At 61.9% G+C, this 24,587-nt stretch carries 25 protein-coding genes and 1 tRNA gene; 15 read left to right on the plus strand and 11 right to left on the minus strand.

The features are described from left to right. The first annotated feature begins 91 nt into the window (after positions 1-91). From JO965_RS16485 to JO965_RS16500, 4 genes are all read left to right on the plus strand, one after another. A complete protein-coding gene (locus tag JO965_RS16485) occupies positions 92-502 on the plus strand; it encodes a DUF4345 domain-containing protein (RefSeq protein ID WP_203444227.1) in 411 nt (136 codons plus the stop codon). A gap of 265 nt (positions 503-767) precedes the next feature. Next, positions 768-1,040: a metal/formaldehyde-sensitive transcriptional repressor gene (locus JO965_RS16490; protein ID WP_203439939.1), complete on the plus strand. Its 273-nt coding sequence runs from the start codon at positions 768-770 to the stop codon at positions 1,038-1,040. Between the two features lie 10 nt (positions 1,041-1,050). Continuing rightward, positions 1,051-1,878 carry a nickel/cobalt efflux transporter gene (locus tag JO965_RS16495; RefSeq protein WP_203439940.1) on the plus strand — a complete coding sequence of 276 codons (828 nt, stop codon included), beginning with the start codon at positions 1,051-1,053 and terminating at the stop codon, positions 1,876-1,878. Positions 1,879-2,093: 215 nt separating this feature from the next. Further along, entirely contained in the window at positions 2,094-3,506 is a 1,413-nt protein-coding gene (locus tag JO965_RS16500; RefSeq protein ID WP_203439941.1) for an adenylate/guanylate cyclase domain-containing protein, read from the plus strand. 81 nt (positions 3,507-3,587) lie between these two features. Here the strand turns inward: JO965_RS16500 and JO965_RS16505 are convergent, their stop codons facing one another. From JO965_RS16505 to gatB, 5 genes are all read right to left on the minus strand, one after another. Further along, positions 3,588-3,773: a hypothetical protein gene (locus JO965_RS16505; RefSeq protein WP_203439942.1), complete on the minus strand. Its 186-nt coding sequence runs from the start codon at positions 3,771-3,773 to the stop codon at positions 3,588-3,590. 165 nt (positions 3,774-3,938) lie between these two features. Next, positions 3,939-4,460 (minus strand): GNAT family N-acetyltransferase, encoded by a 522-nt coding sequence (locus JO965_RS16510; protein WP_203439943.1) that lies wholly within the window; start codon positions 4,458-4,460, stop codon positions 3,939-3,941. A gap of 32 nt (positions 4,461-4,492) precedes the next feature. Further along, complete coding sequence (locus tag JO965_RS16515; RefSeq protein ID WP_203439944.1) at positions 4,493-5,671, minus strand: acyltransferase; 1,179 nt, start codon at positions 5,669-5,671, stop codon at positions 4,493-4,495. Then, entirely contained in the window at positions 5,668-6,306 is a 639-nt protein-coding gene (locus JO965_RS16520) for an SGNH/GDSL hydrolase family protein (protein ID WP_203439945.1), read from the minus strand. Before JO965_RS16520 ends, JO965_RS16515 begins: the two co-directional genes overlap by 4 nt. A 61-nt stretch (positions 6,307-6,367) precedes the next feature. Continuing rightward, positions 6,368-7,843 carry an Asp-tRNA(Asn)/Glu-tRNA(Gln) amidotransferase subunit GatB gene (gatB, locus tag JO965_RS16525; RefSeq protein WP_203439946.1) on the minus strand — a complete coding sequence of 492 codons (1,476 nt, stop codon included), beginning with the start codon at positions 7,841-7,843 and terminating at the stop codon, positions 6,368-6,370. Between the two features lie 220 nt (positions 7,844-8,063). Between gatB and JO965_RS16530 the strand changes: the two genes are divergently transcribed. Beyond that, positions 8,064-8,393, plus strand: coding sequence for an LPXTG cell wall anchor domain-containing protein (locus JO965_RS16530; protein WP_203439947.1), 330 nt, complete (start codon positions 8,064-8,066; stop codon positions 8,391-8,393). A 161-nt stretch (positions 8,394-8,554) separates the two neighbouring features. After that, positions 8,555-9,082, plus strand: a complete 528-nt coding sequence (locus tag JO965_RS16535; protein ID WP_203439948.1) for a hypothetical protein — start codon at positions 8,555-8,557, stop codon at positions 9,080-9,082. Between the two features lie 6 nt (positions 9,083-9,088). Here JO965_RS16535 and JO965_RS16540 read toward each other — a convergent pair whose 3' ends face one another. From JO965_RS16540 to JO965_RS16560, 5 genes are all read right to left on the minus strand, one after another. Then, positions 9,089-10,009, minus strand: coding sequence for a DMT family transporter (locus JO965_RS16540; protein ID WP_203439949.1), 921 nt, complete (start codon positions 10,007-10,009; stop codon positions 9,089-9,091). Between the two features lie 112 nt (positions 10,010-10,121). Next, positions 10,122-10,421 (minus strand): hypothetical protein, encoded by a 300-nt coding sequence (locus JO965_RS16545; protein WP_203439950.1) that lies wholly within the window; start codon positions 10,419-10,421, stop codon positions 10,122-10,124. Between the two features lie 5 nt (positions 10,422-10,426). Continuing rightward, the gene (gene gatA, locus JO965_RS16550) at positions 10,427-11,941 is read right to left on the minus strand and encodes an Asp-tRNA(Asn)/Glu-tRNA(Gln) amidotransferase subunit GatA (RefSeq protein WP_203439951.1); all 1,515 of its coding nucleotides are present in this window, start codon (positions 11,939-11,941) and stop codon (positions 10,427-10,429) included. A gap of 114 nt (positions 11,942-12,055) precedes the next feature. Then, a complete protein-coding gene (gatC, locus tag JO965_RS16555) occupies positions 12,056-12,343 on the minus strand; it encodes an Asp-tRNA(Asn)/Glu-tRNA(Gln) amidotransferase subunit GatC (protein ID WP_203439952.1) in 288 nt (95 codons plus the stop codon). Positions 12,344-12,672: 329 nt separating this feature from the next. Next, positions 12,673-13,374 (minus strand): metal-dependent hydrolase, encoded by a 702-nt coding sequence (locus JO965_RS16560; RefSeq protein ID WP_203439953.1) that lies wholly within the window; start codon positions 13,372-13,374, stop codon positions 12,673-12,675. A 129-nt stretch (positions 13,375-13,503) separates the two neighbouring features. Here JO965_RS16560 and JO965_RS16565 point away from each other — a divergent pair, with 129 nt between their 5' ends. The 9 genes from JO965_RS16565 to JO965_RS16605 all read left to right on the plus strand — a co-directional run bounded on the left by JO965_RS16565 (position 13,504) and on the right by JO965_RS16605 (position 24,036). After that, positions 13,504-14,769 (plus strand): ABC transporter substrate-binding protein, encoded by a 1,266-nt coding sequence (locus tag JO965_RS16565; protein WP_203439954.1) that lies wholly within the window; start codon positions 13,504-13,506, stop codon positions 14,767-14,769. Positions 14,770-14,771: 2 nt separating this feature from the next. Further along, entirely contained in the window at positions 14,772-15,743 is a 972-nt protein-coding gene (locus JO965_RS16570; RefSeq protein WP_371826797.1) for a carbohydrate ABC transporter permease, read from the plus strand. After that, positions 15,740-16,564, plus strand: a complete 825-nt coding sequence (locus tag JO965_RS16575) for a carbohydrate ABC transporter permease (RefSeq protein ID WP_203439956.1) — start codon at positions 15,740-15,742, stop codon at positions 16,562-16,564. The genes JO965_RS16570 and JO965_RS16575 overlap by 4 nt, the downstream gene beginning before the upstream one ends. A gap of 16 nt (positions 16,565-16,580) precedes the next feature. Next, positions 16,581-17,714, plus strand: coding sequence for an ABC transporter ATP-binding protein (locus JO965_RS16580; RefSeq protein WP_203439958.1), 1,134 nt, complete (start codon positions 16,581-16,583; stop codon positions 17,712-17,714). A 197-nt stretch (positions 17,715-17,911) separates the two neighbouring features. Beyond that, positions 17,912-18,472: a Holliday junction resolvase RuvX gene (gene ruvX / locus JO965_RS16585; protein WP_203439960.1), complete on the plus strand. Its 561-nt coding sequence runs from the start codon at positions 17,912-17,914 to the stop codon at positions 18,470-18,472. 146 nt (positions 18,473-18,618) lie between these two features. Then, a tRNA-Gln gene (locus tag JO965_RS16590) sits at positions 18,619-18,692 on the plus strand. A 627-nt stretch (positions 18,693-19,319) separates the two neighbouring features. Then, positions 19,320-20,018, plus strand: a complete 699-nt coding sequence (locus tag JO965_RS16595; RefSeq protein ID WP_246776590.1) for a gamma-glutamylcyclotransferase — start codon at positions 19,320-19,322, stop codon at positions 20,016-20,018. Between the two features lie 326 nt (positions 20,019-20,344). Then, positions 20,345-22,123: an adenylate/guanylate cyclase domain-containing protein gene (locus tag JO965_RS16600; RefSeq protein WP_203439962.1), complete on the plus strand. Its 1,779-nt coding sequence runs from the start codon at positions 20,345-20,347 to the stop codon at positions 22,121-22,123. Between the two features lie 146 nt (positions 22,124-22,269). Next, positions 22,270-24,036 carry an adenylate/guanylate cyclase domain-containing protein gene (locus JO965_RS16605; RefSeq protein ID WP_203439964.1) on the plus strand — a complete coding sequence of 589 codons (1,767 nt, stop codon included), beginning with the start codon at positions 22,270-22,272 and terminating at the stop codon, positions 24,034-24,036. 31 nt (positions 24,037-24,067) lie between these two features. Here the strand turns inward: JO965_RS16605 and JO965_RS16610 are convergent, their stop codons facing one another. Next, complete coding sequence (locus tag JO965_RS16610; RefSeq protein ID WP_203439966.1) at positions 24,068-24,256, minus strand: hypothetical protein; 189 nt, start codon at positions 24,254-24,256, stop codon at positions 24,068-24,070. Positions 24,257-24,587 lie beyond the last annotated feature (331 nt).

A 24,587-nucleotide genomic window follows, 5' to 3' on the forward strand; every position in this document is an offset into this window, starting at 1 on the left:
TGTGAGATAATTCTGTGGCCCGGGAACCTAGTCGATTGTCTCTTTCTCGGGAAGGAGCAGAATCTCATCAACGGGGGATGTCATGGCCAGCATGGAACGAGAGCGGAAACTGTTGCAGCAGAGTGTGGCCATCGTGGCCACTCTTCCCGTCGCCACGGGGCTCTACGGTGTCCTGTTCGGGCAGGCGCTCACGGGGGATGCGGTGTCGATTTCGGCGGAAAGCCATTTCCGCTTCATGTCCGGCCTTCTCCTCGGCATCGGTCTCTGTTTCTGGAGCACCCTACCCTCCATCGAGATCAGGACTGGCCGTTTCCGGCTTTTAACCCTGCTCGTCGTCATTGGGGGCTTGAGCCGATTGATCGGCCTAGGGCTGACCGGTCTGCCCTCGTTCTTCATGATCGGCGGCCTGTTCGTGGAACTCGTCGTCGCGCCGGTGCTGTGCCTATGGCAGACGCGTGTCGCCAATCTCTACGCCGAGGAATACGGGGTCGCGGAGGCGTAACGGGGTCGCGGAGGCGTAAGCCTTCGCTCGACCTCAAAGTCCGACTCATGTTCCGCGAGCCCGCATCCAGAGGGCCGAAGGCGGCGTCTCGAAGGACGGGAGCGCCTCCAGAGCACGCTGGATCCTCCTTCGAGACGCCTGCTGCGCAGGCTCCTCAGGATGAGGCAGAGTTAGATGCGCCCCTCCAAGAATACACTCGACCGGACCGCCTGAACCCTCGACAAATATAGGGTACCCCCCTATACTATGGTTAAAGGAAATCGAGATGTCTCACACCATTCAGGCCAAAACGAAGCTGCTCGCTCGCGTGCGCCGCATCCGCGGTCAGGTCGAGGCGATTGAACGGGCGCTCGAGAACGAGCTCGGCTGCGCCGACGTGCTTCAACTCGTCGCTTCTGTGCGAGGAGCCATGAACGGTCTCACGGCGGAACTCATCGAGGATCACATCCATCACCATGTGGTGGAACCGGTGCAGGAATCCGACCGGATGCGCGGCGCCGACGAACTGATCGACGTCGTGCGCACCTATTTGAAGTAGCGAGGCGGTTATGCCCGATCTTGCCGGTCTCATTCAGGCGGGAGCTGCCAATCCATGGCTCTATCTTCCCGCCGCCATTCTGCTCGGCGCCCTGCACGCCTTGGAGCCTGGCCATTCCAAATCGATGATGGCAGCGTTCATCGTGGCCGTTCGGGGCACGCCGGCGCAGGCCACATTGCTCGGCATCTCGGCCGCTATCGGCCACACGATCGTCGTCTGGGCATTGGCACTGCTCGGTTTGTATTTAGGCGACAAGCTGATCCTTGATCGCGCGGAACCGTGGCTTGTCCTGCTTTCAGGACTTCTGATCATGGCTCTTGCCTTTCGCATCTTCTGGATGCTGCGGGCTATGCATCATCATGGCCATGATCATGATGACCATGGCCATGAAACTCATCACAGGGATCATGATCATCATGATCACCACCACCACGATGAACCTCGCGAACGTCTCGATGCTCACGCCGCAGCTCATGCCCACGAGGTTCGGCAACGCTTCGGCGGCAATCGGAATGTCACGAACTTTGACATCGCCTGGTTCGGCTTCACTGGTGGCCTGCTGCCCTGCCCCGCAGCCATCGCAGTGCTCCTGATCTGCCTGCAGCTGCGCGCCTTCACGCTCGGCATCAGTATGGTGGCGGCCTTCAGCATCGGGCTTGCCATCACGCTGATTGCCGTCGGTGTCTTCGCAGCCTGGGGAACACGGGTTGTGCGAGCACGATGGGCCAGGCTGGAGGAATGGGGCGAGAGGCTCCCCTATGTCTCGGCGGCGCTCGTCTTCGTGATCGGCACCATCATCGCTCTTCAGGGATTGGGGAAGCTCGGCCTTATCGCCTGAACATTCGTGAGCCTCCCGAGACGAAGCTTGAGTTTATTCGATGGAACCGAGGCGGTATTCGTACCGCCTCGGTTCTTGTTTTGCTTGAAGAACGTGCCTGACTGCACCAGCTTTGCTATCATGGGGTTGGATAATCGGAAGGTTGGCCCCCATTCCGAGCCTGAGCGTTCCGAGATCGTCCATTGCAAGTTCGCACCTCTTAAGAAGGCTGCACCATGAGCGAAGACGAGAAACTCCTCGCGATTCTCCGACAATCTGCCGATGTCGATACCGATGTCGTTAATGCCATCGAGCGCCTGATCCGCGAGGCGCCCGACCACGAACTGAACCGCATCAATGCGCTTGCCTTCGCGGCCAAGAATGAGCTCGATGAGGAACAGGTCATCGGCACCTTCCTTCACGCGGCCCGGCTCGGGCTGTTTGAGATGTCCTGGAACGTGCTTTGCCCTGGGTGCGGCGGCGTGCTCGAGTCAGGCATGAGCCTCAAATCGGTGAATCAGTGCGAATACAGCTGCGCCCTTTGCGCCGCCGGATACGAGCCGACCCTCGATGAGATGGTCGAGGTCACGTTCACAGTGAGCCCCAGGGTGCGCAAGATCGCAGCGCATGATCCCGACACCATGCCCATGCATGAATACATGCGCCAGATCTTCTGGAGTTCGGGGATCGATCTCCCGGACGATTTCGAACGCCTGATCGACGAAATTGTGCTCGATGCAGTGGAGCTTCCGCCCGGCGAGCGAGCGATCCTGTCGCTTCAGCTTCCGGCGGAATTCGTGATCGTTTTCGAACCGGTCACCCACGCGGCGCAATTCATCGACGTGAAAGGCGAGCCTACCCGCGAGCGCCAGAGCCTCTCGCTCGTTCTCAACGAGAGCCATCCGGAGAACCAGACACTCACCATGCAGCCGGGACCGTTGCGGATTTCGCTCGAGAACCGCACGAACCGGCGTGTCCTGCCCGCCGTATGGGTTGCAGGCAACGAGCTGCATCACATGATGAAGCAGAGGCGGGCCTTCCTCACGGCGAAGCGCCTGCTCACGAACCAGACCTTCCGCGATCTCTATCGCACCGACACACTCGACATCGATCAGCGCCTGAAGATCACCAGCCTCACCTTCCTGTTCACGGACCTGAAGGGCTCGACGGAACTCTACGAGCGCGTCGGCGATCTCGTGGCCTACGACCTCGTGCGCGAGCACTTCCGCGTCCTCCACGAGATCGTCGCGGCCGAGGCCGGAGCGGTCGTGAAAACCATCGGCGATGCGGTGATGGCGACATTCCCCACACCGGACCACGCGATCTCGGCGGCGTTGCGCATGCGCGATGCGATGCGCGGGCTCAACGAGCAGCGTGGAAACGAAGATCTGCTGCTCAAGATCGGCATCCACGAGGGGCCATGCCTCGCCGTGACGCTGAACGACCGGCAGGATTACTTCGGCCAGACGGTGAACATCGCCTCCCGCGTCCAGGGACTTGCGGTCTCGCGCTCCATCTTCGCAACGGGCGCTGTGGTCGAATATCCGGAAGCCTCGCATATCATCGAGCGGCGGGGCCTGCGCCCCACCCTGCAGAAGACAGCGCTTCGCGGAATCAACGACGAGTTCTCTGTCTACGAGATTCCGTGATGGGCTGACCTTACATTCCTCATGGCGGATCGCGGAAGGATACGGGACGACCGTACCCTTCCGAAAAACCGTCGATCATGGTCAGTCGCGCCCGCTCGCATCCTCCCCAATGTCCTTGAGCAAATGAGGACTGAGCCTTGCGCGAAGGGAAGCCAGCACTTCGGAGGATGGGGATGTTTTTGCGGATGTCTGGCCGCGCTCACGCACGGTTGGAATCAGATCAATGCGAATGGTCAGCCAGACGAGGGAAAGCGTAATCTGCTTCATCGAAACCTGCAGCGTTGTTGAATGGAAGGATTGCGGCGTGGGTGCATGGGACAAAGTGCAAAACCATGTGACGCCTCCTTCGGCTGAGGTTGATGAAAAAGCGGCTGAGAAATCAGCCGCTCGAACAGATTACTCGATCTTCAGTCGTTTTGCCAGACAGATCTTCTAAAGTTTCTTCTCGAACCGATATTCCGCCGTTTTCGAAATGTCGGTGTGCTGGCGCTGCCCATCGATCTGCGTGTAGCCCAGCCTCGCGTAAAGCCTGTGCGCGGTCGTAAAGCGCGTGTCAGACCAGAGAACGATGCGGCTGGCGCCATTCGTCCGGGCGTGGCTCTCCGCCTGCCGCACGAGCAGGGAGCCGAGCCCCTGTCCGCGCCGGTCGGAGCGCACATAGAGCCGGTGCAGTTCCGCCGTTCCACCCTCAGGAAAGTCGACGGCCCCGCAGGCACAGACGCGTCCGCGCTCATCCTCGACGGCCCAGAAGGCGCCACCGGTCCCGGCATAGGACGAACCGGGGGTGATCAGGTCCGGCAGATCGTCGTGCGGATCGACGAAGCAACCCGGATACTCCGCGAAGCACAGCGAGAGAAGCCCGAAGAGATCCTGCGCGTCGGCATCGACGACAGACCGGATGACGGGTGTGGAGGAAGCCGCCGCGAGGAGCGGCGTGAGGTGGGACATCGTCATGATCGATTGGTCTTTTGGCCGGTGCAATGGGTTCAGACAGGTTTCGGGAGCACGGAAGCGGTGGCCCTGCGCCCAAGAAGGAGATCGCGCATGAACCCGGTCCGGCGTTCAGTGAAGACGGAGAAGGCAAAGGCTGCGACGAGTGCGGCAAGCGCGAGGCCGGCGAAAGCCGCATAGGCCGACACGCTTGGACGAACCAGCATCGAGGGCCAACCGTACCACTCGAGAAGGCCGCCCAGAAACACGGTAACCGGTACGTGGATGAGATAAAGCGAATAGGAGAAATCCGCTCCGATGCGTACCGGGCCCGCGAGCGGGCACCAGGACAGCAACGGCCGGTTTGCGATGGCGAGCGCCGTTCCCAATCCGACCATGAGATCGGTGCCGAAGGGCGGCAGAATCTGCAGGCGTGAGATGAAAAATCCAGCTGCAATCACAACCAGTCCGGCGAGGCCTGCAGCCATAGGCATATCGCGCGCCCGAACGATCTGGGCCGCCAAGGCCCCCGCGAGCCAGATGATGAACCAAGGCGTCCATCGCAATAGCCCGCCTGCAAGGGAGGACACGCCGAGGAACAGCAGCGCAATAACACAGAGCTTGAGCGCTTTCGGGAATTTCGCGAGACAGGTGCCGAACAGAACGGGCGCGAGAAGATAGAACACCCATTCGTAGCCGAGCGACCAGAGCGGCGGGTTTGGGCCGAGCGGCTTGCAGAAAATCCCCTGCACGGCGGCGAGATTGCAGGCGATCTGCCCCCAGCTCCAATCCGAAGTGACGCCGATTGGCATCAGGGGCCGCTCGCCGAAGAAGCGTGTGTCAATCAGGTAGGATCGTCCGATCCAATCGAGCAGCAGGGTCAGCACCAGGGCCGGCAGGAGGACGACGTAAATGCGGGCAAAGCGGCTGGCGAAATAAGTCTTCGCATTGAACCTGCTCTTTTGCAGCGAGCGCCACACGCCACCGCCGACCAGGAAGCCGCTGACGGCAAAGAAGATCGCCACGCCTTCCCGGTGGATGCCCGTCAGGAAATAGAAAACCTTCGTTCCCAATCCTGCCTGAGCGACATCCTGAAAACTCACGAAGACAAGGCCGCGGGTATGCCCGAAGAGCACCAGCAACGCCGCACCGAGGCGCAGAAAGTCCAGGAATGGCCAATGCGCGCCGCTTCGCGAAGAGGCAGGGCTGCTATCTGGCGGACTGGCCTCGTTCATCGCCCCTCGCTTCGCGCCGTCACGGCGGCGATCGTCGTTTCAAGCATGTCGTGCAGCAGGCGATAGGCCTTCGCCGACAGATGAATGCCATCCGTCGTCATCCCTTCCCTCGCAGTGCCGTTGTCATCCGCAAATGCTCGCTGCAGATCGACGATGTCGGCCACGCGGCCGTCTGCGATCTGCACGATACGGCGGCTCAAGGATGCTATCGCATCGAGGGAATAGAAGCTCGTCAGGCGCTTGGCCTGCTCGATCGGCGGCGGTGTCAACACGACGACGGGAACTTGCGCGTCGCTGAAATGCCCGACGATCCGCTCGAAATGCTCCATCGCGCCATCGAGCGCGCCATCGGTGCAATCCTTCTTGGCATCGTTGGTGCCGACGAGCAGCATGGCGATGCTGGGCTCGGCCGATTGCAGGAGAAGCGGCACGCGCGGCTCCAGCGCTTCGGTCCAGATGCCGGAATAGCCGGCATTGAGCAAAGGCAGTGCCCCGATGCGGTTCCAGTAGAAGCCTTCGACGAGGGAATCGCCGATGAACAGCAGCCCGCCCGGCCCGACTGCAGGTTTGTGCGAGCTGATCACGATGTCGCGGATCAGCCAGTGCGGAGCGAAGGGATTGGGCTGCGAGGTCACAGGATGAAGCGCCTTGCAAGAGTCCTGGCGGATGTGCTCCGCCGGGAATGGCCGAGCGGCCTTACTCGATCCCGAGTTTCTGTTTCAGGATCTCGTTGAGGGCCTGCGGGTTGGCCTTGCCGCCCGTGGCCTTCATGGTCTGGCCGACGAACCAGCCGAGCAGGGTCGGCTTCGCCTTCGCCTGCTCCACCTTGTCCGGGTTGGCGGCGATGATCTCGTCCACGGCCTTCTCGATGGCGCCCGTGTCGGTCACCTGCTTCATGCCGCGCTTTTCGACGATCTCGCGCGGATCGCCGCCTTCCGTGAAGACGATCTCGAACAGGTCCTTGGCGATCTTGCCCGAGATCACGTTCTCACCGATGAGCTCGATGATCGCGCCGAGCTGCGCGGCCGAGACCGGCGATTCCGTCAGATCCTTGCCTTCCTTGTTGAGGCGGCCGAAGAGCTCGTTGATCACCCAGTTCGCGGCGGCCTTGCCGTCGCGGCCCTTGGCGACCTCCTCGTAGAAATCGGCGGAGACGCGCTCGGCCACGAGCACGCCGGCATCATAGGCCGGCAGCCCATAGGACGACATGAAGCGGGCCTTCTTTTCGTCGGGGAGTTCCGGCAGATGCTGGGCGAGGTCGTCCACGTAGGCCTGGTCGAATTCGAGCGGCAGCAGGTCCGGATCGGGGAAGTAACGGTAATCGTGCGCCTCTTCCTTCGAGCGCATGGAACGGGTCTCGCCCTTGCCCGGATCGTACAGGCGAGTCTCCTGATCGATCCTGCCGCCGTCCTCCAGGATCGCGATCTGGCGCCGCGCCTCGACCTCGATGGCCTGGCCGATGAAGCGGATCGAGTTGACGTTCTTGATCTCGCAGCGGGTGCCGAACTCTTCGCCCGGGCGGCGCACGGAGACGTTCACGTCGGCGCGCAGGTTGCCCTTCTCCATGTCGCCGTCGCAGGTACCGAGATAGCGCAGGATGGTGCGCAGCTTGGTAACGTAGGCGCGCGCCTCGTCAGCCGAACGCAGGTCCGGCTTCGACACGATCTCCATCAGCGCGACGCCCGATCGATTGAGATCGACGAAGCTCAAGGTCGGGTGCAGGTCGTGGATCGACTTGCCGGCATCCTGTTCGAGATGCAGGCGCTCGATGCGCACGGTAATGGTCTCGCCGGACTCCGGAACGTCGACGATCACCTCGCCCTCGCCCACGATGGGGCTCTTGTACTGGCTGATCTGGTAGCCCTGCGGCAGGTCCGGGTAGAAGTAGTTCTTGCGGTCGAAGGTGCTACGCAGGTTGATCTCGGCCTTGAGGCCCAGACCCGTGCGGATGGCCTGACGCACGCATTCCTCGTTGATCACGGGCAGCATGCCGGGCATGGCCGCATCCACCAGGGAAACGTGGCTGTTCGGATCGCCACCGAAGGCCGTCGAGGCGCCGGAGAACAGCTTGGCCTGGCTCGTCACCTGGGCATGGATCTCCATGCCGATGACGACTTCCCAATCGCCTGTCGCGCCTTTGATGAGCTTCTTAGGGTTGACCGGAGCGTTCATGAACCTGCGCCTTTATCTCTCGCCTTTGCCTGCCCGGAGTAAGAGCGACCCTTGAATGGGTCAACCCCCTTCAAGATGAACGGATGTTCAGGATGATGAACCAATCGTTAAGATTAGACGTAAATTATGCACAGATTTCGAAAATAATTGCCACGCTCCTATGAAACCCCATCGGAAATACTGCGTTGTTCGGGAGGTAAAACGGTCAAGGAGTTTCAAAATGGCTATGGATCCCATGGATCGCGAACCGAATGTCTACAATCGCGAGACCAATGTCTACGATAACACGGGACGCGGTTCGAACACTCTTGCTTACGTGATCGGTGGCCTTGTTGTCGCGCTGGGCTTGCTGGCCTTCCTCTTCTATGACGGCGGCAGCAACGAACCGAGCACCACCGGCAGCACCGGTACCCAGACCGAGAGCTCCTCGCCAAGCACCGGCTCGACCGCTCCGGTCACCCCGACGACCCCGTCGGCTCCGTCGGCTCCCGCAGCCCCGGCGACCCCGTCTTCTCCGGCCGCTCCGTCGGCTCCGGCCAATCCGCAGTAACCTCGCGTCCTGCGTAACACTGCGCATGATGGGCCTGACCCTTTTGGGTCAGGCCCATTTTTTGCGTGGGCCGTCGCTCATTTCCCGAGGAACCAAGCCGAAGCGCGAACGGTTAGGCTTGATAAAACCGCCTCCCCCGGCAGCGCACAAGGAGCATTGAGATGGCGAGCAAGTCGAGCTTCACCCCTGAGGAATGGTCCCGCCTCGTGGCGAGTCCCGTCGTCGCCAGCATGGCGATCACCGCTGCGGATCCGGGCGGGCTGTGGAGTCTGCTGCAGGAATCCATGGCGAGCGGCTGGGCGCTTCTGGAGGCCAAGCAGGACGCGCAGGCCACACCTCTGGTGAAGGCGGTCGCCGACGATATCGCCAACACGGAAACGCGAAACGCCGTTCGTGAGTCCTTCCAGGCGCAGTTCAAGGGCAGCCAGTTCGCCGATATCAAACGCAAGGCCATCGAGGAGCTTCGCGCCGTCTCGAACCTGCTCGACACCAAGGCTCCGGAAGATGCTGCATCTTTCAAAGCCTGGCTTTGGAGTGTCGCACAGAAATCGGCGGAGGCCGGCAAGGAAGGCGGCTTCCTTGGCTTCGGCGGTGTCGCCGTCAGCGACGCCGAGAAAGCGACCCTGGAGGAAATCGCCACGGCGCTGGGCAACCCGGCGGGGGCTGGCGCAGGATTGGCCGAGACCTGACCCTGGTCAGGCCGCCTGCACGGCGGCCTTCCGTTTGCCGTCCGGGATCGTCATGAAGGCCACGCCGGCAAGGATGCAGAGAAGCCCGATCCAGGCCGCCTCGCTGAGGCTCTCGCCGAGGAAATACGCCCCGATGGCGATGCCGATGGGAGCCCGCAGATAGGCCTGGGCCGTGGTGCCGACCGATCCCAGCGTACGGATCAGGCGGAAATAGATGGCGAAGGCTATGGCGGTCGAGAACACGGCAAGGCCGATCAAAGCCAAGATCGAGGCTCCTGACGGAGCCAGGGTCCAGGGCCGGTCCACCATGAGGCTCAACGGCAGCAGGATCGTCGCCCCCGAGAGAAGCGAACCCGCCGCCGGGGCCATAGGATCGAGATTCTTGAAGTTGCGGCCGAAGATGGCAGCTCCGGCATAGCAGATTGTTGCCAGCACGACGGCAAGCTGCGCCGCCAGTTCCTGGCCGACATGGGTGAAAGCCTGGCCGCCGACGATGATGCAGGTCCCGCCAAGGCCAAGGACGACCCCGACGAACTTACGGAACGACGTCGCCTCGTGACGGGACCAGAGCACCGTGATCAGGAAGGTGAAGACAGGCGTCATCGAGTTCAGGATGACGGCGAGGCCGGCATCGATGGATTTTTCCGCCCAGGCGATGAGCATGAAGGGAATGACGCTGTTGAGACAGGCCTGAACCGCGAAGTTCCGCCAGCTGGCCGCATCCCGGGGAAGGCTGATCCCGCGCCACCGCATGATGAGCATGAGGATTCCGCCTGCGATCAGCGTGCGGACGGCAATCAAGGTCACGGGCGGGATCGTGTCGATCCCGATCTTGATGAAGGTATAGGACGAAGCCCAGAGCGTCGCGAGGGTGGCCAGGAGCGCGAGCTCGACAGGGTAGTTGGGCTTGAGGTGGCTCTTCGCCATGAATGAGGGTCCGTGCGCTGCGTGGGAGGGTGGCACGAATCTGACACGAGCCGGGCCGATTGTCGCCCCACGACGCTTCGGCGCCGGCCGAACTATTGCAGCGCCGACCTGCCTAGCGCCTCGCCACCCGCCGGGCGGCATAGGCGCCGCTGGCCCAGAGCATCGCGGCGACGAAGCGAACAGGGAACAGGGTCAGTGCATCGGAACGCACCGGGGCGATCCAGGGCAATCCCAAACTGCTGATCACCCAGGAGACCAGCGCCGACACCGCCAGCGCCGCCATGCCGATGATCAGCACCTTGCCGAACTGGTCGGCCTTCCAGCCGAGCCAGACCGCGATGAGGACCAGAACCGGGTCGAAGGCCGCGGGCAGCCAGTCCCAGAGATGGACGACGGGAACGGTGGGATGCACGTCGCTTACGCCCACCAAGCTTCAGGTAGCTTGATGCGGCCGGCGGATTCCTCGATCACCTGACCGGCGGCGAAGAGGGTCTCCTCGTCGAAGGCGCGGCCGATGAGCTGGAGTCCGAGCGGCAGGCCCTGAGCGTCGAGCCCGGCCGGCACGGCAATACCCGGCAGACCCGCCATGTTCACCGTCACCGTGAAGATGTCGTTGAGGTACATCTCGACCGGATCGCCCGAGCCCTTCTCGCCGATGCCGAAGGCGGCGGAGGGCGTGGCTGGGGTGAGGATGGCATGAACACCCTGAGCGTAGACCTCTTCGAAGTCCCGCTTGATCAGGGTGCGCAGCTTCTGCGCCCGCACGTAATAGGCGTCGTAATAGCCTGCCGAGAGCACATAGGTGCCGATCATGATGCGGCGCTTGACCTCGCGGCCGAAACCGGCGGCACGGGTCTTCTCGTAGAGATCGACGATGTCCCGGCCGTTCTCGCGCAGGCCGTAGCGCACGCCGTCATAGCGGGCGAGGTTCGAGGAGGCCTCGGCCGGGGCCACGATGTAATAGGCCGGAAGTGCATATTTGGTGTGCGGCAGGGAGACTTCGGCGATCTCGGCGCCGGCCGCGCGCAGCCATTCGGCGCCCTCATGCCAAAGCTGTTCGATCTCGGGCGACATACCGTCGACCCGGTATTCCTTCGGAATGCCGATCTTGAGGCCTTTCACGCCACGGGAGACCGCCGCCTCGAAATCCGGCACCGGAAGATCGACGCAGGTGGTGTCCTTGGCGTCGGGGCCGGACATAGAACGCAGCATGATGGCCGAATCCCGCACCGTGCGGGTGATCGGACCGGCCTGATCCAGAGACGAGGCGAAGGCCACGGTACCCCAGCGGGAGACGCGCCCATAGGTCGGCTTGATGCCGACGGTGCCGGTGAAGGCTGCCGGCTGGCGGATCGAGCCGCCGGTATCGGTCGCGGTAGCGCCGAGGCAGAGATGAGCGGCAACCGCCGCCGCCGAGCCGCCCGAGGAGCCGCCGGGGACCAGATGGGTCCCCTCGACGGCGCCAGACGCACCGGTGCTCACGTTCGACCCCTCGCGCCGCCAGGGCGACACGACCGGCCCGAAGGCGCTGGTCTCGTTGGACGAGCCCATGGCGAACTCGTCCAGGTTGAGCTTGCCGAGCATGACCGCGCCGTCGTTCCACAGGTTCCGGGTGACGGTGGATTCATAGGGCGGATGGAAACTGCCGAGAATCTTGGAGCCCGCGGTCGTGGTGACCTCCTCGGTGCAGAACAGGTCCTTGATGCCGAGCGGGATGCCCTCGAGCGCCCCGCCCTCGCCCTTGGCGATCTTCTCGTCCGAGGCCTGGGCCATGGCGAGCGCCTTTTCCGGCGTCTCGAGCACATAGGCGTTGAGCGCCCTTGCCTTCTCCATGGCGGCGAGATGGGCTTTCGCGAGCTCGGTTGCGGAGAAAGTCTTGGCCTTCAGGCCATCGCGGGCCTCGGCAATCGTGAGATGGGTGAGTTCGGTCACGGCGGTATCCTGGTCATCCCGGACGCTGCCCTGCAGCGATCCGGGATCGTCTGGAAATGAAAACTGGTCTGGCGATCCCGGCTCTCCGCTCACGCTCCGGCCGAGATGACGTTGTTATTCAACGACCTTGGGCACCAGGAAGAAGCTATCTTCCGTGGCGGGGGCGTTCTCGACGATCTTCTCCGGATAGCCGCCATCGGTCACGCCGTCCTGGCGCTTCTTCATGACCATGGGCGTCACGGAGGTCATGGGCTCGACACCCTCCACGTTCACCTCGTTAAGCTGCTCTACGAAGGAGAGAATCGCGTTGAGCTCGCCCTGGAGATGAGGCACCTCCGCATCCGTCACGGCAATGCGCGCGAGATGGGCGATGCGGCGGACCGTTTTCTCATCGACCGACATGAATGGTCTAACCTCTTGGAAACCTGATGGCCGGCCTATAGCACCCGCCCGCCTCGGGGGGCAATGTTGGATGTGAGCCCCGATATTCACCCGTCATCCCGGACGAAGTGAAGCGGAGATCTGGGATCGTCGGCAGGACGTGGCGCTTGAACCTCAACACTGTCATTCCCGCGAAGGCGGGAATCCATAACCACTGACATTGCCGAACTGGTCTAAGGTCGTGGTTATGGATCCCGGGCTCCGCTGCGCGGCCCCGGGATGACAGTGTCAAGCTGGTTTAGCCGATCCCGGATCGCCTCTGTCGTCCGGGATGACAATTCTTCAGAAAATCAAACCGTCACGCCCACCGTCTTGTGCGGCACCACCACCTGAACGCCCTTGCCGTCCAGTGCAGCGACGAAGCGGTCGGCGTTGGGGACGAGCGGCGGGAACGAGGCGTAGTGGCAGGGGATAGCGGCCTTGGCGCCGCTGAAATAGCGCTCGACCGCCAGGGCCGCGACCTCGGAGCCCATGGTGAAGCGGTCGCCGATGGGGACGATGACCACATCCGGCTTATGGATCTCCGCGATCAGGGCCATGTCGCCGAAGATGTCCGTGTCGCCCATGTGGTAGATCGTCGGCTCGCCCGGCGCCTTGACGATGATTCCGTTCGCGCTGCCGAGGGGAAAGTTCACATCCATTTCCACGAGGCCGGACGAATGATCGGCGCGCACGAGCGTCACGCTGAAGCCGCCCTGGTCCGTCGTGCCGCCCGTGTTCATGGGGTCGAAGTTCTGAACGCCCTGCTTGGCAAGATACATGCAGAGCTCGAAATTGGTAACGACCTGGGCACCCGTCTTCTTCGCGATGTCGACGGTATCGCCTACATGATCCCCGTGACCGTGCGTGAGCAGGATGTGGGAGATGCCTTCAGCGATCTTCGCCTTGTCGCCCTCGAAGGCCGGATTGCCGGTGAAGAACGGATCGATGAGCACGGCTTTGCCCGCGAAGTCGAGCCGGAAGGCGGAATGGCCGAACCAAGTGATTTTCATGGAAGCATCCTCGTTTTGGGAACATGAGATGGGGCATCCTCGTCTCATGACCACGTTCCAGAGGAACAAAACCAAGGTGGGAGCTTTAAGAAGCTAAGCAATAAACATCAGGCCTGCAGGAGGATAGTCATGCCACGCCTCGTCACCAGCTTAGTTGCAGCGGCCGGCATCGCCGCATCGACCAGCGTCTGGGCGGTCGAGATTTCCATCGCGTGCAGCGCGCTTGGCAAGGAATACGAGATCTGCAAGCAGGGCGTCGATACCTGGGCGCAGCGAACCGGCAACACGGTCAAGATCGTCTCGACGCCGAATTCCGCCACCGAGCGCCTTGCCCTCTTCCAGCAACTTCTCGCCGCCGGTGCCGGCGATATCGACGTGTTCCAGATCGACGTGGTCTGGACCGGCACCCTCGGCAATCATCTGCTCGACCTGACATCGAAGGCGCAAGGTGCAATTGGCGACCACCTTCCGGCCATGGTCGAAACGAGCCGCGTCGACGGCAAGCTGATGGCCGTGCCGTGGTTCGCCGATGCCGGCCTTCTTTATTACCGCAGGGACCTCCTGGACAAATACAAGCGCCCCGTACCGCAGACATGGGCGGATCTCACCGAGACTGCCCGCCTCATCCAGGAAGGCGAGCGCAAGGAAGGCAAGGGCGAGTTCTGGGGCTATACCTGGCAGGGCCGCGCCTATGAGGGATTGACGACCAATGCTCTCGAATGGATCGCCTCGAACAACGGCGGCACCATCGTCGACGAGAAAGGCGAGGTCACCATCGATAACCCGAAGGCCGTCGAGGCTCTGAAGGCTGCGGCGGGCTGGGTCGGCACCGTCACGCCGGAAGGCGTACTCAACTACACGGAGGAGGAATCGCGCGGCGTCTTCCAGGCCGGCAACGCCCTCTTCATGCGCAACTGGCCCTATGCCTGGGCATTGGCTCAAGGAGCTGACAGCACGATCAAGGACAAGGTGGGCATCGCGCCCCTGCCCAAGGGTGGCGCGGACGGCCGCCATGCGGGAACACTTGGCGGACAGCTTCTTGCCGTCTCCAAATATTCCAAGAACGCGCAAGCCGCGACGGACCTCGTCCTGTACCTGACGAGCGAGGCCGAGCAAAAGCGCCGCGCGGTCGAAGGCTCCTTCAACCCGACCATCGTGTCGCTCTACAGCGACACGGACATCGCCAAGGCCAATCCCTTCATCGGCGATCTCGTGGACGTGTTCAGCAACGCAGTCGCCCGCCCCGCCACCGTGACGGGCCAGAACTACAACAAGGTCTCGACCGAGTTTTTCAACGCGGTGCATCAGGTTCTGTCCAAGCGCGCAGAACCCGCACAGGCATTGAACCGCCTCGACCGTGACCTGAAGCGGATCAAGCGCAACGGCTGGCAATGATCATGAGCGGCGCCGTCGCCCAGGCAGGCGCTCCCATGCAGAGCGACGTGCGCCGCCGCCGTTCCTCCCTCACGCGTTCGCGCATCAGGGCGGCGTGGCTCTTCATCGCGCCGAGCCTGATCGCCGTCGCGCTCATTGCGGGCTGGCCTCTGGCGCGAACCATCTGGTTCAGTTTCACCGATGCCGACCTCAACAACTTAAGCGATTACGAGTTCATCGGCTTCGAGAACTACCTCGCCAACTACGACAGCGAATGGCTCGGTCTCCTCACTGATCCCGATTGGTGGCACTCCGTGTGGAATACGGTGTGGTTCACCCTCGTGTCAGTTTCCATCGAGACGGTGCTCGGCATCATCGTGGCGCTGATCCTCAACGCGACCTTTCCCGGTCGCGGCCTCATGCGCGCCGTCATCCTCATTCCCTGGGCGATCCCGACCGTGGTCTCAGCACGCATGTGGAACTGGATGCTGCACGACCAGTTCGGCGTGATCAACGACATGCTCCTGCGTTTCGGCCTGATCGCCGCTCCCATTTCATGGACAGCCAATCCCGACACTGCGCTCTGGACCGTCGTGATGGTCGATGTGTGGAAGACGACACCGTTCATGGCGCTCCTCATCCTCGCCGCCCTGCAGATGCTGCCGGGCGACATCTACGAAGCCGCGAAGGTGGACGGCATTCATCCAGTGCGCGTGTTCTTCCGCGTGACGCTGCCGCTCATCAAGCCGGCACTGATCGTCGCCATCATCTTCCGTGCGCTCGATGCGCTTCGCGTCTTCGACCTGATCTATGTGCTCACCGCCAATTCGCGCGACACCATGTCGATGTCGGTCTATGCCCGCCAGCAACTCGTGGATTTCCAGGAGGTGGGCTTAGGCTCCGCCGCCTCGACGCTGATCTTCCTCATCATTGCGCTTCTCGTCGTCATGACGCTGGCCGCGGGACGCGTGCGGCTTGGGGAGGATCCGCGATGAAGGTTCTCGCCCGCATCGGATTCTGGCTCCTCGTCATCGTCATTGGATTGTTTTCCGTCTTCCCGTTCTATTACGCGATCATCTCGTCGTTCCGCTCGGGCGCCGAGCTGTTCTCGGTGGCGTATTTCCCGGAGCGGTTCGACCTCTCGAACTATTTCGCCGTGTTCGAGCGCCAACCCTTCGGGCAGAACATCATCAACTCGATCATCGTGGCTGGCTCCGTCGTCGCCCTGTCGCTGGGCTTAGGGATCACGGCGGCCTATGCGTTCGGGCGCATCGCTTTCCGCGGCCGCTCGCTGCTGCTCATGACGATCCTCGCCGTCTCCATGTTTCCGCAGGTGGCGGTGCTCTCCGGCATGTTCGAGCTGATCCGCAGCTTCGGGCTCTACAACACCCTGCCCGGCCTGATCCTCGCCAACCTCATGCTCACCCTGCCCTTCACGATCTGGGTTCTCACGACCTTCATGCGCGAATTGCCCAAGGAGATCGAGGAAGCGGCCTTCGTCGATGGTGCGACGCCCGGGATCGTCGTGCGGCGCGTGTTCCTGCCTCTCATGGCGCCCGCTGCGGTGACCACGGGCCTCCTCGCCTTCATCGTCTCATGGAACGAGTTTCTCTTCGCCCTCACCTTCACCCTCACCAACGAACGGCGCACGGTGCCGCCCGCCATCGCCCTCATGACGGGATCAACGGCTTATGAGCTGCCCTGGGGCACGATCATGGCGGCCTCCGTCATCGTGACCCTGCCGATCATCGCGCTGGTGCTCGTCTTCCAGCGCAAGATCGTGGCTGGCCTCACGGCCGGCGCGGTGAAAGGCTAATCGGGAATGCAACGCAATGGCTGATGTCGTTCTCAAGAATGTCCGGAAATCCTTCGGTCGCATGAAGGTCATCCATGGAGTCGATCTCGACATCCGCGATGGCGAGTTCGTCGTTTTCGTCGGTCCTTCCGGCTGCGGAAAATCCACGCTGCTGCGTCTCATTGCAGGCCTCGAGGACATCACGGCGGGCGACCTCTTCATCGGCGGCGAGCGCGTGAACGACTTTGTTCCGGCCAAACGCGGCATTGCCATGGTGTTCCAGTCCTATGCGCTCTATCCGCACATGAACGTCTACGACAACATGGCCTTCGGCCTCGAACTGGCGAAGTCGTCGAAAGCGGAGATCGACCGCAAAGTGCGCGAGGCCGCGCGCATGCTTCAGATCGAGCATCTCCTGGACCGCAAGCCGCGCCAGCTCTCGGGCGGCCAGCGGCAGCGCGTCGCCATCGGCCGTGCCATCGTGCGCGACCCGAAGGTGTTTCTCTTCGACGAGCCGCTCTCCAATCTCGATGCGGCGCTGCGCGTACAGACTCGCATCGAGATCACGAAGCTCCACAACGACACGCGTGCGACCATGATCTATGTCACGCACGATCAGGTGGAAGCAATGACGCTGGCTGACCGGATCGTCGTGCTCAATTCGGGACGGATCGAACAGGTCGGCACGCCGCTTGAGCTCTATCATCGGCCCGCCAATCGGTTTGTCGCCGGCTTCATCGGCTCGCCGCAGATGAATTTCATCGAATGCCAGGTCGCCGGCGTTGGACCGAATGAGGTGGTGGTGAACCTTCCTGGTGGCAGCCCCTTGTCCGTTCCGGTCTCGCCGGCGGAGGTTCAGCCGGGCGAGACCGTCACCCTCGGCGTCAGGCCCGACCATGTGCGGGTGACCGATCGAGGGCCGCTCACCGGCCGCATCGAGCTGGTGGAGGAATTGGGCGAAAACCACCTTCTCTACGTCGATGTGGGCCAGGGCCATCGCCTGACTGTGCGCGAGCCGGGCGATGCACGACACGATGTGGGCTCGACCGTCAGCCTCGACCTTACCCGCGAGTTCTGCCACCTGTTCGACCGCTCCGGAGAGGCCCTGCCGTCTCGCGCCGGCGCCGTGAACCCCACCCCGTCATCGCCTGACCTGACGAGCGCAGCTTAGGATGACACCTCCTCGTCATGGCCGGGCGTGTCCCGCTCATCTCGATTGGAAAAATGCGACACCTCTCTGATCGGGATCACCGGCACGAGGCCGGTGATGACGCCGAGGAGTATCGGAGAGCCTTCGACCTCCCGTCTCGACGCCGGGCCACTTCCCCTATACTGGCTGGGTCCGGCAGGTGCACGAGGAGGCGGCCCATGATCTCACGAGACGACGAACTGGTCGCCTTCATCGACGGACTTTCCCCCCGCGCGCGCCTCATAGGTCTCGATCTCGGCACCAAGACCATCGGCCTTGCCCTCTCGGACGTGGAGCGACGCATCGCCACCCCGCTCGAGACCATCAAGCGTGTAAAGTTCACGCCCGACGTGGGCCGCATCAAGGATCTCGCCGCGCGCCACGAGGTCGGCGGCCTCGTCTTCGGCCTGCCGCTCAACATGGACGGCACGGAGGGGCCCCGCTCGCAGGCGACGCGTGCCTTCGTGCGCAACATGAAGCCCCTCCTGCCTCTCCCGGTCCTTTTCTGGGACGAGCGCATGTCCACCATGGTGGTGACCCGCACCCTGCTCGACGCCGATGCCTCCCGGGCCAAGCGGGCCGACGCGGTCGACAAGATGGCCGCCGCCTACATCCTGCAAGGGGCGTTGGACCGCTACGAGCGGATCGTCGCCGCTGCGGCAGAGGCAGCGGATGAAGCCGCCTTCAGGAAAGGGGTCGACATGGAGGGGCCGCCCGAAGACGGTGCGCTGGACGAGTAGCGGCCCGCCCGCCCCGACCCCATTTCAAGGCTTGACGAGGCGTCAAAAGCCCCCTATCTCAGCGCCAACCGCGACGCCGGTTTCGAATCCCTGCCTGAAATGCTGAGACGAATTTCAGAAATGGCAAAGGATTTCAATGGCTTCGGTGGGGGATAGTTTAATGGTAGAACAGCGGACTCTGACTCCGTTAGTCTAGGTTCGAATCCTGGTCCCCCAGCCATTCTAAAGGTTTGACAGTGAAGCGAAATTCGCTTCACGATCCGGTCAGATAGCCTCCCGAATCTCCACGTTTACATCTCGGTTTACAGTTTGGGTTCGAAGCCTGTTCTGAAACCTATGGAACTCGCGATCTGTCGTTCTCATTTCGTTCGCATGCAGCTATGGGGCAGCGATGGTCGAGCGGCTCTCCGATTTTCCGTGGGTGATCGTCCGAATCGATTGCCCCCTCTGCCCTCACCGAAGGGGTCAGTATCGACTGGCTCGATTGGCAGAGAAGTTCGGAGCCGACATCCTCCTATGCGATCTACTCGACAGGATTGCCCTTGACTGCCCGAGGAAGTCACTCCCTTGGGAGCGACCTCCGGACCAGCGTGATCCCCTGTGCAGGGCCAGATTCACCGACTTGGAGGCTGTGAGCCACCCTCCTCCGGACGTTCCACCGATGATGCGGAAGCTCACGGTGATCCAGGGTGGGAAGGAGTGAGGCATAAATCTCCAACGGGACCGCCCTTCCGTGACCGTCCGCGCCAACCAAGCTATGGCCCGAAAGGGCAGGAATGCTCTGGTCTGATTGAAGGTCAGACGGTGCTAAGCTCAGCCTGACACATCGCGGACCTGGAGATGGCTCATGAGGGCTCCCCGGCAGATGGCGCTTACCCCTGACCTCGTGGCGCGAGTTCATCGAGTGCTGGAAGATCCTGGTCCAGACCCGACTTGGACGTACCACACCGACGAGGACTATGACGCTCTCGTGCAGGGCCTGCTCGCCTCCCATCCTAGTGGGCCGGACACGTGGCTCTTCGCCTACGGCTCCCTGATCTGGAAACCTGAACTCGCTCATGTTGAAGTGCGCAGGGCTACGGCCCGAGGTTGGCACCGCTCCTTCTGCTTCCGAATTGAACGGTTCCGGGGCACCAAAGACCAGCCAGGGCTCATGATGTCCCTCGACCGAGGAGGCCAGTGTCAGGGCGTCATTTTCAGGCTGCCCCCGGAGGATCTGGAGGCGCAGCTACAAAAGCTGGTCCGACGCGAGATCACAGTGAAGCCCCCAAATAATATCCCGCGCTGGATCACCGTTGAGACCGAGCACGGACCGCTTCGGGCAATTGCCTTCGTGATGAACCGGCAGTCCCGGTTCTACGTCGGCAAACTCTCCCCAGAAGAGACAGCGGATATTCTGGCCAAGGCTTGTGGCCATTGGGGCTCATGCGCTGAGTATCTTCACAACACCACCGCTCATCTCGCCGAACATGGTATTCAGGATCGAAATCTCTGGCACTTGCAGGAGCTTGTGGCTGAGCGAATCGCGAAAGCTCGCTACGGCTGAAATTGGTAGCCTCAATCGCCTCAAGGCCCTTTGGCGCGATGGTCGCACCGCCGCAAGCCACTGCGATGATCGAACGCGGCTGTCGCGCCCTGGTGATAGGGTTTGACGGGTCTCTTATGCAGCGAGGCATCGCGGCGGCAATCGACGGGATCACACGATAAAAGCATCTACCGGATGCTTACACGCCTCAAACTCTCCCGAAACAGTTAACCCCGCCTAATACACTCAGCCAAGCTTGGTAGCCGGATCTCGCTTATCTCAGACTCAGGCTGGACACCTAACGCGGCCCGCCGCAGAATCCGGCTTGGAACGACACTGAGGGACTCATGGGTCCGCAGGAGCACAAGGTCGAGCGGCGGCTGGCTGCGATCTTTGCCGCCGACGTGGCGGGCTACGCACGCCTGATGAGCCAAGATGAGGTCGGCACCCTCCAGACCCTGACCGCCCATCGCGAGACTATGGACCGGCTCATTGCCAAGCATGGTGGACGGATTGCCAATACGGCTGGCGACAGTGTCTTGGCCGAGTTCCCAAGTGCGGTGAATGCCGTGCAGTGCGCCGTAGATGTCCAGAAAGCCCTGGCACTGGCGAGCCAGAATACTCCCAAGGAGCGCCGCGTCCGGTTCCGGATTGGCGTGCATGTTGGGGATGTCATTCTTCGGGGCAGCGATCTGTTGGGCGATGGCGTGAACATCGCCGCCCGATTGGAAAGCCTCGCTGATCCAGGTGGCGTCTGCCTTTCGGAAGTTGCCTATGGGTATGTGCGAAGGGCTGTGCCCCTCGCCTTTACCGATCTCGGACCACAGAAGGTGAAAAATATTGAGGAGCCAGTCCGCGCCTATGCGGTTTGCAACCTAACCTCTGCTCCGATGAACGAAACCCCGACAGCCGACGCCAACCTATTGCGGGTACCTGATAAGCCGTTCATTGCCGTCCTGCCCTTCACCAACCTGAGCGGCGACCCCGAGCAGGAGTATTTCGCCGATGGGATCACAGAAGACCTGATCGCGGCTCTCTCCCGGTGCCGCTGGCTGTTCGTCATCGCCCGCAACTCCGTCTTTACGCTGAAAGGCCGGGCCGTGGATATCAAGGAGGTCAGTCGTCAGCTTGGTGTGCGCTATGTGCTGGAGGGCTCCGTCCGAAAGGCGGGCAATCGGGTACGCATCACGACACAGTTGGTCGAGGCTGTCACAGGCACAGATATCTGGGCCGGGCGCTTCGACCGCGATCTGACCGACATCTTTGCTTTACAGGATGAGATCACCGAGAGTGTGGTGTCAGCCATTGAGCCCAGCTTGCAGGCGGCTGAGATCGAGCGGGCCAGAGCCAAAGCGACCAATAACCTGGAGGCGTATGACCTCTATCTTCGCGCCCTGCCCGAGTTCTATGCCTTCACGGAGCAGGGCTTTCGCCGCGCCGAGGCGCTGCTGCGGCAAGCCGTCGAACGTGATCCCGGCTACGCCGAAGCCTGGGGGGCGCTCGCTGATTGTCGAGGCCGCCTTGTGGTGGGAGGTTGGACCGAGGACTGGGATGCGGATGCGGCCCGGAGCCGAGAGGCGGCTCTCCAAGCGGTTCAGTGCGATCCGGACAATGCGCGGGTGCTCGCCGTTGCTGCGTGGTCCTTGGCCTCGCTCTCAGGCGTGCTGGAGCGAGCCGTCACCTTCTGCGAGCGCGCCCTGTATCTTCAGCCCAACTCATCGTTTGTCCTGGCGAATTGCGGGTGGGTGCTGATCTACACCGACGAGTGCGAGCGCGCCCTCGCCTGCTTGGAGAAGGCACGTCGGCTCAACCCACTGGACCCGCGTGGTTATATTACGCTGAACGCAATTGGGGCGGTGCATTTCATGGGGAGCCGGTTCCAAGAGGCGGAGCAGTTCACGCGGCGAGCCCTGGAGATGAACCCCAATCATCCCATCGCGCTTCGCTATTTGACGGCAGCGTTGGCACAGATGGGACGACTGGCCGAGGCGGCGGAAGTCGGACGTGTGTTGCAATCCACCCGCTGGGAAGCGATGCGAACCCACTTGAACCGGTCATGCTACCGCAATCCTAAGAAGCGGGAACTCTTGTTCGACGGTTTGAGAAAGGCTGGTGTACGAGTATGACCCTCTCCTGTTCAAATTCTCCGACCATCCACACCCATCTCGTCTCGTACCAAGCTTAACAGTAAGAGCCTGTCTATCAGTGGACGTAGGCTGGACACAAACCGCCGCCCACAGCAGAATCCCTGTGGAACTGCACCGAGGGTCCGATGGGTCCACAGGAGCACAAGGTCGAGCGGCGACTCGCGGCGATCTTTGCCGCTGACGTGGCAGGCTACTCGCGCCTTATGGAGCAAGACGAGGTCGGCACACTCCGGACCCTGTCCACTCATCGCGAGGCGATGGATCGGCTGATTGCGGAGCACGGTGGACGGATCGCCAACACCGCTGGCGACAGTGTTCTGGCCGAGTTCCTCAGTGCTGTCGATGCAGTCCAGTGCGCCGTCCAGGTCCAGGAGGGGCTCGCGTCATTGAATCAGGATATCGGCGAGGATCGTTGCCTCCAGTTTCGGATTGGCATCCACGTTGGGGATGTGATGCTCCGGGGCTGCGACATTCTCGGCGACGGCGTGAACGTGGCTGCCCGCCTACAAGCGTTGGCTGATCCAGGAGGCATCTGCCTTTCGGAGGCTGTCTATGGGCATGTTCGAAAGGCCCTGCCCCTCGCCTTCACAGATCTCGGACCACAGCGGGTCAAGAATATTGAGGAGCCGATCCGGGCCTATTCTGTGAATGCGCCGTCCTTCGCTCCAGGCGGTGCCAAACAGGCCAAGCCGCTCCCTCTGCCCGACAAGCCCTCCATTGCCGTCCTTCCCTTCACAAATATGAGTGGCGATCCCGAGCAGGAGTTCTTCGCGGACGGAATGACCGAGGACATCATCACGGGCCTATCGCGTCTGAAGTGGCTATTTGTCATCGCCCGGAACTCGACCTTCACCTACAAGGGCAAGGCCGTTGATGTTCGTCAGGTATCGCGGGAGCTTGGGATTCGCTACGTACTGGAAGGGAGTGTCAGGGCGTCGGGCAAGCGCATCCGCATCACCGGGCAGCTAATCGACGCTGAAACGGGCAAGCACATTTGGGCCGAAAAATACGACCGCCTCCTCGAAGATGTCTTTGCGGTACAGGATGAGATTACCGAGAGCGTCATAGCCGCAATCGAGCCGCATCTGTACGCCCAAGAGGGCATTCGCTTGGCAGGCCAGCCTCCCGATGACATCAGTACCTGGGGCCTTGTCGTCCGAGCCATCGTTTTGGCCAGCCATCTCGGCCAGCGCTACAACGCAGAAGCTCGATCACTGCTCGGGCGAGCCGTTGCCAGCGAGCCGACCTATGCGAAAGCCCACGCCATTCTGAGTTGGACCGTCTGGTGGGCAGCATGGAATTACTGGCTGCCTGATGAGTCCCAAGGGGCTGAACACGCCAAGCGACATGCTCAGGAAGCTCTGACTCTTGACCCGAGTGAGCCATGGGCTCGGATGATGCTGGGTCTCTGCCTGAGTTCTGAAGGTCATCATGAAAGAGCGCTGCGTGAACTGGAAGACGCCCTTCGGATCAACCCGAGCTTCGCACTGGCGCACTCGATCTATGGTTGGGCTCTCGCACGAGCCGGAAGATTTGATGAAGCGGTGGCGCAGACCGGTGCGGCTCTCCGCTTGAGCCCTGCCGACAGCTTTCTCAGTTTTTACGAGTTGCTCCACGGGTTCGCGCTCTTGGTCTCCCGCCGATGCGGTGAAGCACTTCCCCTTCTGCGCAAGTCCATCGCGGCGTTTCCCGAGTTCCCGACCCACTATACGCTCCTCATTAGCTGCTGTGGCCATCTGGGGCTGCGGGAGGAGGCTCAAATGCTCCTGGAACACCGGAACACTCTCGGCCCGCCGCTCACCGTCAGCCTAAACCGGAGCCAACTGAAAAAGTACGCCACTGGACCGATCATCGCTGAGGGACTGTCGAAGGCAGGGGTGCCTGAGAGTTGAGAAGGAACCTATTTTGAGGGACTTGTCTCTGTCATTCAGCGCTGCTGGCTGCCTCAGCTACCGCCCACAGTCCCAAGATCTCATCAGGATCGGCGACCCTAAAAAGCTCTTCAATGCTCAGGCCGATGGAGATCCCGTAACGAAGCATCTTCTTCCTGTCGCCTTCGAACGTGTCCTGGTCGGCCCATTCCGGCTTTGCATCGATCAATGCGTTCATCATCCGCCAGATCCGGTGAGAATGTGATTGGCTGAACATCAGTGAAAGTGCTGCCCAGGAGAGGGGTCGCAACACCATTGCATATCAAAGGCTTAGCTTGAGGTGGGTAAGGGGACTGACCCCATTATTACCCACCTTATGAGGCTGCTCTTACTCACCCTACCCTCTCCGCTCGGACGCGTAGTTCGAGTTGAGTTCCAGCCCACCGGCAGGCTTCTATAACTCGGCCCAGAACCTTCCTTGCTTGGGAGGTGCAAAGAGCCGCAACCCGGTCCTCGCAAATCGTTTGGAACCCCTGCCCATTCGTTCTCATTTCGTTCGCATATAGCTTTGG

The organism is Microvirga sp. VF16, assembly GCF_016864375.1.
In the GTDB taxonomy this organism is placed as follows: Bacteria; Pseudomonadota; Alphaproteobacteria; order Rhizobiales; family Beijerinckiaceae; genus Microvirga.

What these genes read in the sequence shown, in the direction of transcription:
- JO965_RS16560 (WP_203439953.1), bottom strand. Translation starts at nt 13,374, where the DNA reads ATGAAAATCACTTGGTTCGGCCATTCCGCCTTCCGGCTCGACTTCGCG.
- JO965_RS16505 (WP_203439942.1), bottom strand. Translation starts at nt 3,773, where the DNA reads ATGAAGCAGATTACGCTTTCCCTCGTCTGGCTGACCATTCGCATTGAT.
- JO965_RS16530 (WP_203439947.1), top strand. Translation starts at nt 8,064, where the DNA reads ATGGCTATGGATCCCATGGATCGCGAACCGAATGTCTACAATCGCGAG.
- JO965_RS16565 (WP_203439954.1), top strand. Translation starts at nt 13,504, where the DNA reads ATGCCACGCCTCGTCACCAGCTTAGTTGCAGCGGCCGGCATCGCCGCA.
- JO965_RS16500 (WP_203439941.1), top strand. Translation starts at nt 2,094, where the DNA reads ATGAGCGAAGACGAGAAACTCCTCGCGATTCTCCGACAATCTGCCGAT.
- JO965_RS16595 (WP_246776590.1), top strand. Translation starts at nt 19,320, where the DNA reads ATGAGGGCTCCCCGGCAGATGGCGCTTACCCCTGACCTCGTGGCGCGA.
- JO965_RS16485 (WP_203444227.1), top strand. Translation starts at nt 92, where the DNA reads ATGGAACGAGAGCGGAAACTGTTGCAGCAGAGTGTGGCCATCGTGGCC.
- gatC (WP_203439952.1), bottom strand. Translation starts at nt 12,343, where the DNA reads ATGTCGGTCGATGAGAAAACGGTCCGCCGCATCGCCCATCTCGCGCGC.
- gatB (WP_203439946.1), bottom strand. Translation starts at nt 7,843, where the DNA reads ATGAACGCTCCGGTCAACCCTAAGAAGCTCATCAAAGGCGCGACAGGC.
- JO965_RS16605 (WP_203439964.1), top strand. Translation starts at nt 22,270, where the DNA reads ATGGGTCCACAGGAGCACAAGGTCGAGCGGCGACTCGCGGCGATCTTT.
- JO965_RS16510 (WP_203439943.1), bottom strand. Translation starts at nt 4,460, where the DNA reads ATGACGATGTCCCACCTCACGCCGCTCCTCGCGGCGGCTTCCTCCACA.
- JO965_RS16575 (WP_203439956.1), top strand. Translation starts at nt 15,740, where the DNA reads ATGAAGGTTCTCGCCCGCATCGGATTCTGGCTCCTCGTCATCGTCATT.
- JO965_RS16570 (WP_371826797.1), top strand. Translation starts at nt 14,772, where the DNA reads ATGAGCGGCGCCGTCGCCCAGGCAGGCGCTCCCATGCAGAGCGACGTG.
- JO965_RS16580 (WP_203439958.1), top strand. Translation starts at nt 16,581, where the DNA reads ATGGCTGATGTCGTTCTCAAGAATGTCCGGAAATCCTTCGGTCGCATG.
- JO965_RS16540 (WP_203439949.1), bottom strand. Translation starts at nt 10,009, where the DNA reads ATGGCGAAGAGCCACCTCAAGCCCAACTACCCTGTCGAGCTCGCGCTC.
- JO965_RS16495 (WP_203439940.1), top strand. Translation starts at nt 1,051, where the DNA reads ATGCCCGATCTTGCCGGTCTCATTCAGGCGGGAGCTGCCAATCCATGG.
- JO965_RS16600 (WP_203439962.1), top strand. Translation starts at nt 20,345, where the DNA reads ATGGGTCCGCAGGAGCACAAGGTCGAGCGGCGGCTGGCTGCGATCTTT.
- ruvX (WP_203439960.1), top strand. Translation starts at nt 17,912, where the DNA reads ATGATCTCACGAGACGACGAACTGGTCGCCTTCATCGACGGACTTTCC.
- JO965_RS16610 (WP_203439966.1), bottom strand. Translation starts at nt 24,256, where the DNA reads ATGATGAACGCATTGATCGATGCAAAGCCGGAATGGGCCGACCAGGAC.
- JO965_RS16490 (WP_203439939.1), top strand. Translation starts at nt 768, where the DNA reads ATGTCTCACACCATTCAGGCCAAAACGAAGCTGCTCGCTCGCGTGCGC.
- JO965_RS16535 (WP_203439948.1), top strand. Translation starts at nt 8,555, where the DNA reads ATGGCGAGCAAGTCGAGCTTCACCCCTGAGGAATGGTCCCGCCTCGTG.
- JO965_RS16515 (WP_203439944.1), bottom strand. Translation starts at nt 5,671, where the DNA reads ATGAACGAGGCCAGTCCGCCAGATAGCAGCCCTGCCTCTTCGCGAAGC.